The organism is Secundilactobacillus yichangensis (assembly GCF_016861565.1).
In the GTDB taxonomy this organism is placed as follows: Bacteria; Bacillota; Bacilli; order Lactobacillales; family Lactobacillaceae; genus Secundilactobacillus; species Secundilactobacillus yichangensis.
Window position 1 is genome coordinate 1 of sequence record NZ_BOLK01000030.1, and the last position, 11933, is coordinate 11933.

1 protein-coding gene is annotated in these 11933 nt (G+C 47.8%); it reads left to right on the forward strand.

What is annotated here, in order from left to right; translation table 11 throughout:
* Positions 1 to 11933 (forward strand): hypothetical protein (locus tag JUE95_RS12660; RefSeq protein WP_203652274.1); only part of this gene is annotated, 11933 nt, incomplete at both ends.

Here is an 11933-nt window from a genome sequence, read left to right on the forward strand (position 1 = left end):
TACGGATCAAACTAGTCGCAATGCGCTGACAAAGCCAGTGACTGAATACGTCACTTACGGTAATCCAGTTGGCGATGGTACGACTAAGGAAGAATTGAAGGATTACGACCTTTATCGGACAGTTACGGTTTCCTTTAAAGATGGCCAGCCAGAAGCAACCATCACTTACAGTCCATGGACAACCAACACTAACGGTGATGTAAAGCTTGATGCTGACGGTAACGTTTCTGATGGGACTGATACGATCAACGTCGCAAAGCTCACCACCAATGAACTGCAAAAGCAGCCTGGCTACACGGAATCCTTCGCGAACACCGCAACTGGCGCTACGCTGACGGATGATCAGAAGGCAGCTAACGTTGATGTTTCGCTGAAGATTGCTAAGGACGCGAATAACTCGCCGATTGAGATTGATCGGGCGGTTAACTACGCTGCTCAAAAGCAGACTGGTTACGTTCACTACGTATACGGTGGCATTGGCGGCCCAGAGATTGCCCCAGAAAAGACGATCACTGGTGACGCAGGTACCTCATACGCTGATCAGTACACGATTCCTGAAACAATCAAGGCAACTAAGAATACTGACAACAAAATCACTGATATTGACGGTAACGTGATTACCGATAATGACGGCACCTTTGACCTGAGCAACTACTACTACAGTCACACGGAAGATCATGGTGGCGGTCAATTCGACTACTTCGATGATAATACTTCGCCTGACGATACTGCTTACAATACTAAGGGCCAAGATGTTTGGGTCGTTTATACGGCTAAGCCAAAGAATGATGCGGCTAACTGGCAAGTAACGACTAATACTACTGATAAGCCAGGATTTACCACAGTTGTCATCAGCGACAAGAATGACCCAAAGAATGTCATTAATACCTTCAATATTCCCGATGGTGCGCCTGGGCAAGATGCAAAAATCCAAACCCTTATTGTTGACACCGACCCAGTAGCAGCTACTGACACGACAGCTGCTAAGGTAGGTACTCACACTGTTTACTTCTACAGTGGTGAGCCTGCTAAGGACACTGATGGCGACGGCAAGATTACTGAAGCTGACATCAAGCCAAATGAACTTGGCAGTTTTGTAGTCAAAGATGGTGCTACACCGGTTATTGATTCAACGGGTACACCTGGCAAGGATGGTACCGTTTATAACATTACTGAAGATGGTAAGCCTGTAGGGTCAATCACGATTCCAAACGCTCAACCAACTCCAGTTAACTCAGTTACTGAAAATGATGATAAGGCTGGTACACACACCACTTACTTCTATACAGGTGATGTACCAACAAAGCATGCAGATGGTTCAGCTATTACGCCTGATTCCCCACTAACATATGATGATGTCAAAGCTGCAGGCAATTCATTTATTGGTGATGTGACGACTAAAGACGGTGCATCTGGTAAGACACCTGCAATCGTACCTGGGACTCACGTTGATAGTACTGATAAAGTGCACGGTTATACACCGTTCACCATTTATGTAGACGGTAACACCGCTTCAAAGGATCCTAAAGATATTCAGACGTTTAATATTCCGGATGGAGCAGATGGTAAGGCTCCAGCGTTGAGCCTTGTTGACAATGGCGACGGAACGTTCGCAATTAAATATGGTGACAATACTACTAACAGCATCTCAACGCCGACTGTCCACTCTATAACTGTTGATAATGGTGACTCTCACACCGTTTACTTCTATACAGGTAAGGAAGTAACTACTCCTGCTAACGGGAAGACATTTACTGCTAGTGATGTTCCAGCTGGTAAGGGCATTGGTCAAGTCACTATTGAAAATGGTAAGGGCGGTACAGACACTTCTGTTCCTGTAGATATTCACTCATTTACAGTAACAACTCCTGGTTCCGGTACTACTCCAACCAAGAAGACTGTTTACTTCTACACTGGTGCTGAGCTTCCAGAACCTGCAAAGGGTACTGAACATACTGAAGCAGATATTCCAGCTGGCAAGGAAATTGGTTCTGTTGATGTCGAAAACGGTGCGAATGGTGAGACGCCAAAACTTGGTTTACAAGATAATCATGACGGCACGTTTACACTGCTTGTTGATGGAAAAGCTAATGGTGATGCAGTTGGCATGCCAACGATTAATTCATTGACTGTTAACAACCCAGGCGATGCCACAAAGGACATTGTCCCAAGTCACACCACTTACTTCTACACGGGTTCAATTCCAACGAAGCACGCTGATGGATCGGCAATTACGGCTGACAGTCCACTGAATGAAAATGATATCAAGAGTGCAGAAATTGGTCATGTAGTGACTAACGATGGTAAGACACCGACAATCGAAGTTGCTCCAGATCCTAAGGATAACGGCGACGGTTCATTCACTTACACATTAAATGTGAATGGTAAAGGTGCTGGTCAGTTCACCGTTAAGAATGGGGCTAATGGTAAGACACCGACAATTACTCCTACACCTGTAAACGATAAAGATGGTAAGCCGATTGGCACCAAGATTGTTGTGAAGTCCTTCAATGAAGATGGTACTGCAGCTCCTGACCAAACTTACTATGTATCGAATCCACCAGTTGTGACAACAGCTGACAAGACGGATGGTACAACTGCTAAAAATGTCATTGGTACGACGGTTACGATTACTTCAATGGATGACCAAGGCAATCCAATATCTAAATCATTTGATGTCTTGAATGGTACTAATGGTAACGATGCTGATGCGCCAACTGTCACAAACGGAACAGATGCAAAAACTGGTGGTCCAACACTCGTCTTCACTTATCCTAATGGTACGAAGCAGACTGTTGACTTACCAAATACTGCTGGAGATACAATTACTGCTACTTCAGAAAAGGGTACTACTGATCATCCAAATGGCGGAACAACCTTCGTGATTAAGCATGCTAATGGCGATCCAGATACCACTCAGACTGTTTGGAATGGTAATAACGGTGTCACACCAAAGGTTAAGGAAGTTGATAACCCTGATGGCACTAAGTCTTATGTATTCTATGAACCAGGTCCAAAGAACGATGGTTCTGATGATATACCTCTTGGTACTGTCGCTGCGCCTAAAGATGGGATTACTCCGGTAATCACTCAGACGCCTATCATGGGTGGTACTGATAATAAGACGCAAATCGGGACCACGGTTACGATTAGTACACCAGGTAGCAATGACAAGCCGCAAACCATTAATATTACCAACGGTAAAGATGGTGCTACACCAGTCTTCACTCCTGAAAAGGATGACGCTGGCAATACCATTGGCTACACGATTTCCATCAACGGTAATCCTGCTGGTGAAGTCAAGAATGGGACGACACCAACGATTACGACTAAGCCAGCAACTGACGCTAACGATAGTAGTAAAGTTATTGGAACGACGTTAGTGATTGATGGTAAGGATTCAGCTACGATTTTGAACGGTGCTAAGGGTGATACTGGTGCCGCTGGTGCAACTGGTCCACAAGGTGCTCCTGGGACTTCAGCAGTTGTTACCGCTGATGTTGATGGCGATGGCAACCCAACTGGGACTTACACCATCAAAGAGGGCGATAAGGTAGTTGGTACCCTTAAAGACGGTGCAACACCTCAATTTGAAGAAATTAAGGATGATAAAGGTCAGCCTACTGGTTACAACATCTTGGTTAACGGCAAGATCGTCGGCACTGTTACCAACGGTAAAGATGGTTCAGTTGTAACCACTAAACCAATCTTGGATAACAAAGGCAAGCAGACCGGTGTCACCATCGACATTGATGGCAAAGATGTTACTACGCTGATGAATGGTACAGATGGTGCTGCTGGTCCTCAAGGTCCAGCAGGTACCCCAGGTAAGTCAGCAGTTATTACACCAACGAAAGACGATCAAGGTAAGGTTACTGGCTACACCATTACCGATGGCGATGGCAACGCGGTTCAAGTTACCAACGGTAAAGACGGTGCTACGCCTAGCTTTGTTAAGACCGCGACTGGCTACGACATTATGCTGAATAATACCAAGGTCGGCGAAGTCAAAAACGGTGAAGATGGTGCCACTCCGATGGTTACCACCAAACCAGCATATAGCACAGACATCCACGGCAATACCACGAGAATCGGAACCACACTGGTTATCAACGGTATGGATGAAGATACGATTTTGAACGGTACAGACGGCATTTCACCAGTCTTCACACCTGTTAAGGACACTGACGGCAACGTTACTGGCTACAACATTACTCTCGGTGACAAGACTGTCGGAACTGTCACGAATGGTAAAGACGGATCCACACCTCAGTTCACCGAAGTTAAAGATGGTGACAAGGTTACCGGATACACCATTACGGTTGATGGCAAGCCTGTTGGTTCGCTCACCAATGGTAAAGATGGTTCAGTTGTAACCACCAAGCCAGTTAAAGATAGTGATGGTAACCAGATCGGTGTTCAGCTGTTCGTCAACGGTCAAGATGGCGGTACGATCTTGAACGGTGCCAAGGGTGATACAGGTGCCCAAGGACCTCAAGGTGCTTCACCAGTCATCACACCAGATGTTGATGGCAGCGGTAAACCAACTGGGACTTACACCATCAAAGTCGGTGATAAGACTGTTGGTCAATTGCGTAATGGTAAAGATGGTTCAACGCCACAATTCAACCCAGTCAAGGACAATGACGGTAACGTCACTGGCTACGACATCATGGTTGATAACAACAAGGTTGGTACCATTACCAATGGTAAAGACGGTGCTACACCAGTCATTACCCAGACGCCGACAACGGATGCCGATGGCAAGACTACTGGTACCACGATCACCATTACCACGCCTGGTTCTAAGGACGCACCGCAAACCATCAGCGTTACGAATGGTAAAGACGGCTCAACGCCTGTACTGACTCCTGAAAAGGACGACAACGGTAACGTTACTGGTTACGCGATCACCATCAACGGCAACCCAGGCGGGGAACTCAAGAATGGTAAGGATGGTTCGACTGTCACAACTAAGCCAGCACTTGATAAAGATGGCAACCAAATCGGTGTCACCCTTGTGATCGATGGTAAAGATGGCGACACAATCTTGAATGGTAAAGATGGTGCTTCACCAGTTATCACGCCTGAAAAAGACAAGGACGGCAACCCAACTGGAACTCTTGATATCGTTATCGATGGTAAGACTGTCGGAACACTGCAAAATGGTAAAGATGGTTCAACACCGACCTTTAACGCAACTAAAGACGACAAAGGTAATGTAACCGGATACGACATCGTGGTTGACGGCAAGACGGTTGGTACCATCAAGAATGGTACTGATGGTTCTGATGGCAAGACACCAGTGATTACCCAAACTCCTGAAAAGGATACAGATGGCAACGTCATTGGTACAACCATCACCATTAACACGCCAGGTTCTGATCAACCAGCTCAAACCATTAACATTTCTAATGGTAAAGATGGTACTAATGGTAAGACACCGCAGGTTAAAGCCGTTCCAGGCGCTGATGGCAAGACGTCATACGTCTTCTACACGGTTGGCCCAGATGGTAAAGAAATTGACCTTGGTACCGTTGACGCGCCTAAAGATGGGAAGTCAATTACCGTTACCAACACATCGAAAGATGATAAAGGTAACACGGTTGTCACCTTCTCTGATGGTACTAAAGCGACTATCGATAAGGGTGCTGATGGTCAAGACGGTAAGACGCCTACGGTTAAGGAAGTTACCGATGACAAGGGTAACAAGACGCTGGTCTTCTACGTTCCTGGCGATAAGCCGGATGGCTCAGATGACCAGATCTTCGGCAACGTTCCAGCACCTAAGGATGGTTACACACCGCAAGTTGAACCAGTTAAAGATAACGACGGTAAGGTAACCAGCTACGAGTTCTACTACACCAACGATAAAGGTGAAAAGGTTTCAACTGGTATCGTTCCGGCACCTAAGGACGGCTCTACACCAACGGTTAAACCATACACTGGTACCGATGGTAAGACGGGTTACACCTTCACTTTGAACGGTGTTGACTACAACGTCACCAACGGTGTTGATGGTGCCCCTGGTAAAGATGGTACGAACGGTACAAATGGTACTAATGGTAAAGATTTAACCATCTTGAACTCAACGGTTGATGGGGATGGCGCTACAGTCATTACCTTCTCTGATGGCCAGACGCTCAAGATTCCTGCCGGCGCAGCTGGTAAGGATGGTCAGACACCATTAGTTAAGACTGGTACTGACAACGATGGTAATAAGACGATTGTCTTCTACACGCCAGGAACGAAGCCGGATGGTTCTGATGACACAGTCGTAGGTACGATCCTTGCACCTAAGGACGGGACTAACGGTACGAATGGTACGAACGGTAAGGATGGTCAAACACCATCAGTTAAACCGCTTAAGGATGCCGATGGTAACATCACTTCTTACGAGTTCTACATTCCAGGTTCAAAGACCGATGGTTCCGACGATCAGATTGTTGGCAATATTCCTGCACCTAAGAATGGTAAAGATGGCGCTACGCCTGTTGTTACGCCACACACTGGTGCTGACGGCAAGGTTGACGGTTACACCTTCACCTTAAACGGCGTGCCATACACTGTTTTGAATGGTAAAGATGGTGCTAATGGTAAAGACGGGACTAACGGTACGGATGCCCACGTTACTAGCTTTGGCCTCGATAAAGACGGCAACACGGTTCTGACCTTCAACGACGGTAAGGAAGTTACTGTTCAAAAGGGTAAGGACGGCGCTGCTGGTCAAACACCGACAGTTAAGGAAGTTACTAACCCTGATGGCACTAAGTCACTGGTATTCTACATCCCAGGTTCTAACGGTTCTGCTGACCAAGTTGTTGGCACGATCGCCGCACCTAAGGATGGGACGAATGGTAAGGACGCGCAAACGCCTGACGTTAAGGAAGTTACTAACCCTGACGGCACGAAGTCATACGAATTCTTTATCACCAACCCAGATGGCTCTGTCAAGACTGTCGGGAATGTTCCAGCACCTAAGGATGGCGAGACCCCAACAATCACGCCAAACACGGATGCTGGCGGCAACGTTACCGGCTACACCCTGACATTGAACGGCGTACCATACGTCATCAAGAACGGGACGAACGGTAAAGATGGCGCAGCATTGACCATCAAGAGCCAAGTTCCTGATAAAGATGGCAACACCCTCGTTACCTTCAGTGACGGTTCACAAATCACCGTTTACAAAGGTAAAGACGGTGCTGATGGTAAAGATGGTGAAACACCTCAAGTCAAAGCGGTTGTTGGCCAAGACGGTAAGACTTCATACGTCTTCTACACGATGGGTCAAGACGGCAAGGAAGTTGATTTAGGTACGGTTGACGCACCTAAGGATGGAATCAACGGGACGAACGGTAAGGACGGTCAGACGCCACAGGTTAAGGAAGTTACTAACTCTGATGGCTCGAAGTCATTCCAGTTCTACATCACTAATCCAGATGGTTCTACCACTACTATGGGTAACGTTCCGGCACCTAAAGATGGTGAAACCCCTAAGGTAACACCACATACGGATGCTAAAGGCAACGTTGATGGTTATACATTTACTATCAACGGTCAAGATTACCTCGTTAAGAACGGTCAAGATGGTAAAGATTTGACCGTTAAGGGTTACACCACTGATAAGGATGGCAACACGGTTGTTACCTTCAGCGACGGCTCAACTGTCACGGTTGACAAAGGTGCTAAGGGTGACAAAGGTGATCCTGGTGAAACTCCGCAGATCAAAGCTGTTACGGGCGCTGACGGGAAGACTTCATACCAGTTCTTCGTCACTAACCCAGATGGTTCTACTAAGACTGTTGGTACAGTCGATGCACCTAAAGACGGTAAAGATGGTGAAACTCCTAGCGTTGAACCGGTTAAGGATGCTAACGGCAACACGGTCAGCTACGAATTCTACTACACCAACGACAAGGGCCAAAAGGTATCACTTGGTACGGTTGACGCACCTAAAGATGGTGAGACGCCACAAGTTAAACCTCACACCGACAGCAATGGCGATGTAGATGGTTACACCTTCACGCTGGATGGCAAGGATTACACCGTCAAGAACGGTGAAGATGCCAAACCATTAACGGTCGTAGGCTCTACCACTGATAAAGATGGCAACACTGTGATTACCTTCAGCGATAAATCACAAGTTACTGTTGATAAAGGTGATAAGGGTGACAAAGGTGATCCTGGTACTAATGGTAAAGATGGTCAGACACCTCAAGTCAAAGCGGTTGTTGGCCAAGACGGCAAGACCTCATACGTCTTCTACACCAAAGATGAAAACGGTAAGGAAGTCGACGTCGGCACGGTTGACGCACCTAAAGACGGTATTGACGGCAAGGATGGTCAAACACCTTCAGTCAAGGAAGTTACTAACTCAGACGGCTCCAAGTCATACGAGTTCTACATCACGAACCCAGATGGCTCCGTCAAGACGCTTGGTAACACGCCTGCACCTAAAGATGGCGAGACCCCAACAGTTACACCGCACAAGGATAGCAAGGGCAACGTTGACGGTTACACCTTCACCATCGGCGGTCACGATTACACCGTGACGAATGGTCAAGACGGTAAAGACATTACCGTTAAGAGCACGGACACCGATGCCAAGGGCAACATCGTCGTTACCTTCAGTGACGATTCCAAGGTCACGATCCCTAAGGGTACCGATGGCAAGGACGCACCAACACCAGAAGTTAAGGCTGTTCCAAACGCGGACGGTACAACGTCATATGAGTTCTACATCACGAACCCAGACGGCTCTACCAAGACGATTGGCACGGTTGCTGCTCCTAAGGATGGTAAGGATGCTCAAACACCTTCAGTCAAGGAAGTCACGAATAATGATGGTTCGAAGTCATACGAGTTCTACATCACAAATCCTGATGGCTCAACCAAGACGGTTGGTACTGTTCCCGCACCTAAGGACGGCGAGACACCAAAGGTTACTGAGACCAAGGATACCGATGGCAACGTTGACGGCTACGTCTTCACTATTGACGGTAAAGATTACACCGTTAAGAACGGTAAAGATGGTAAAGACGGCAAGGACGGTCAGACTCCGCAAGTCAAGGAAATCACCAATAATGATGGCTCGAAGTCTTACGAATTCTTCACCACTAACCCAGACGGCTCTACCAAGGAACTTGGCAATATTCCAGCACCTAAGGATGGTCAAGCACCAAAGGTTAAGGAAGTTACTAACGCTGACGGTTCGAAGTCATACGAGTTCTACATCACCAATCCAGATGGCTCTGAAAAGAGTATGGGAACTGTCGCCGCACCTAAAGACGGTGTTGACGGTAAGAGCATTACCGTTAAGAGCACTGACACTGATGCCAAGGGCAACATTGTGGTTACCTTCAGTGATGGCAACAAAGTCACGATCCCTAAGGGTGTTGATGGCAAGGACGGTCAAACGCCGCAAGTTAAGGCTGTTCCGAATGCTGATGGCACAACTTCATATGAGTTCTACATCACGAACCCAGATGGCTCCGTCAAGACGGTTGGTACAGTACCTGCTCCTAAGAACGGTCAGACACCTTCAGTCAAGGAAGTCACTGCTAATGATGGTTCGAAGTCATACGAGTTCTACATCACAAATCCTGATGGCTCAACCAAGACGGTTGGTACTGTTCCCGCACCTAAGGACGGTCAAACGCCAACAGTTACTCCGCACAAGGATAGTAACGGCAAAGTTGACGGCTACACCTTCACCCTTGATGGTAAGGATTACACCGTTACGAATGGTAAGGACATTACCGTTGAGAGCACGACCACTGATAAAGATGGCAACACGGTAGTTACCTTCAGCGATGGTAACAAAGTTACGATTGCTAAGGGTGCCGATGGTAAAGATGGTGTTGACGGCAAAGACGGTCAAACGCCTGAAGTCAAAGCGGTCGTTGGTCAAGATGGCGTCACTCATTACGAGTTCTACGTCACTAACCCAGATGGCTCAACTAAGACTGTCGGCAATGTCATTGCTCCTAAGGACGGTAAAGATGGCGAAACACCACTTGTTCAGCCGGTCAAGGACGCTAACGGCAACACGGTTAGCTACGAATTCTATTACACCAACGACAAGGGTCAAAAGGTCTTGCTTGGTACGGTAGACGCACCTAAGAACGGTGTTGACGGCAAGGATGGTGAAACGCCAACGGTTGCTCCTCACTACGATGCTAACGGCGTCGTTGATGGCTGGACCTTCACGTTAGATGGTCACCATTACATCGTGAAGAACGGTCAAGACGGCAAAGATGGCAAAGACGGTAAGGACATCACCATTCAAAGTTCCGGTCTTGATAGTAAAGGCAACACTGTTATCAACTTCAGTGATGGTTCCGAAGTTACTGTTCAAAAAGGTCAAGATGGTAAGGACGGTCAAACGCCTAGCGTCAAAGCAGTTACGAACGCTGACGGAACAACATCTTACGTATTCTATGTCACCGACGAAAACGGCAAAGAAACCACAGTTGGTACGGTTGCCGCACCGAAAGACGGTATAGATGGTAAGACCCCCCATGTTGAACCGATCAAAGGCGCTGACGGCACGACGGTTGCTTACAACTTCTACTACACTAACGCTGATGGCGATAAAGTCTCCGTTGGTCGCGTGGATGCTCCTAAGGACGGTGCTACACCAACTATCAAGCCATTCTACGATGCTGACGGTAACGTCACTGGCTGGACCCTCGTATTGAACGGGACCAACTACGTCATCAAAGACGGCAAGAATGGTGTCGATGGTAAGGACGGTAAGGATGGTCAGACTCCTGTAATCGATCCTGCAAAGACGATCGTTAATAAAGAAGCCGGCACGACCACTTACTACTTCACTTACCCAGACGGCAGCAACGCTGGTTCAATCGTTGTTCCAAACGGCGGTGGTACTACCAATGGCAGCGGTACTGGTACAGGCACTGGTACTGATAATGGCACTGGTACAAGCACCGACACTGGTAAAGGCAGCGGTGTGAACATCACCAACACCAACAACCAGAACAACGGCAGCGGTACAGGCACTGGTACTGATAATGGTCAAGGTACGAACAGTTCAACGACTACGAATACTACAACCACTAACAGCACTACGACTGAAAAGACCATCACCACTAACCCTGATGGTTCAACCACTGAAACTGATACGACCACAACTACTGATCCAAGTGGTAAGAAAGTCGTTAAGGTCGTAACTATCGAAACGATTCCTAACAAGGACGGATCGACTACGACCAAGACCACGACGACTACTACGACTTATCCAGCTCCTAGTGGCGACAACGGTGGTAAGACAACTGGTGACAACAACACTGGTTCGACTACTACTCCAGCCGGTGGTAATACCAACAACAACACCAATACCAACAATAATGATAATGGTGGTAAAGGCGACAATGGTGGTAGCACTACTAACGGTGGTACTACTAACCAAGGTGGCAGCACTACTAACGGTGGTACTACTAACCAAGGCGGCAGCACTACTAACGGTGGCACTACTAACCAAGGCGGCAGCACTACTAACGGTGGCACTACCAACCAAGGCGGCAGCACTACTAACGGCGGCAGCACCAACCAAGGTGGCAGCACCACTGGCGGTAACACTACCAACGGTGGCAGCACTACTGGTGGCAACATCCCTGGTGGTAACACCACTGGTACTACTACTCAAACCACGACTTCTACCACTACTGGTACAGCTGTTCCAGGCGGCAATACTGGTAACGGCACTGGTACTACTTCGACTGGCGTTGACGGCGGTACTGCTACGACAGCTGCTGGTGACACTGGCTCAGCCACTACTGGTGGCGACGGCTTGACCACTGACGCTGCTGGCGATACTTCAAGTCAGCAATCAGCTGGCATGGTTCCGACAAGCGAAGCTGGTAACGGCGGTGCTTCAACGATCCACGAAGCTGTAGCAGGTGGTACGG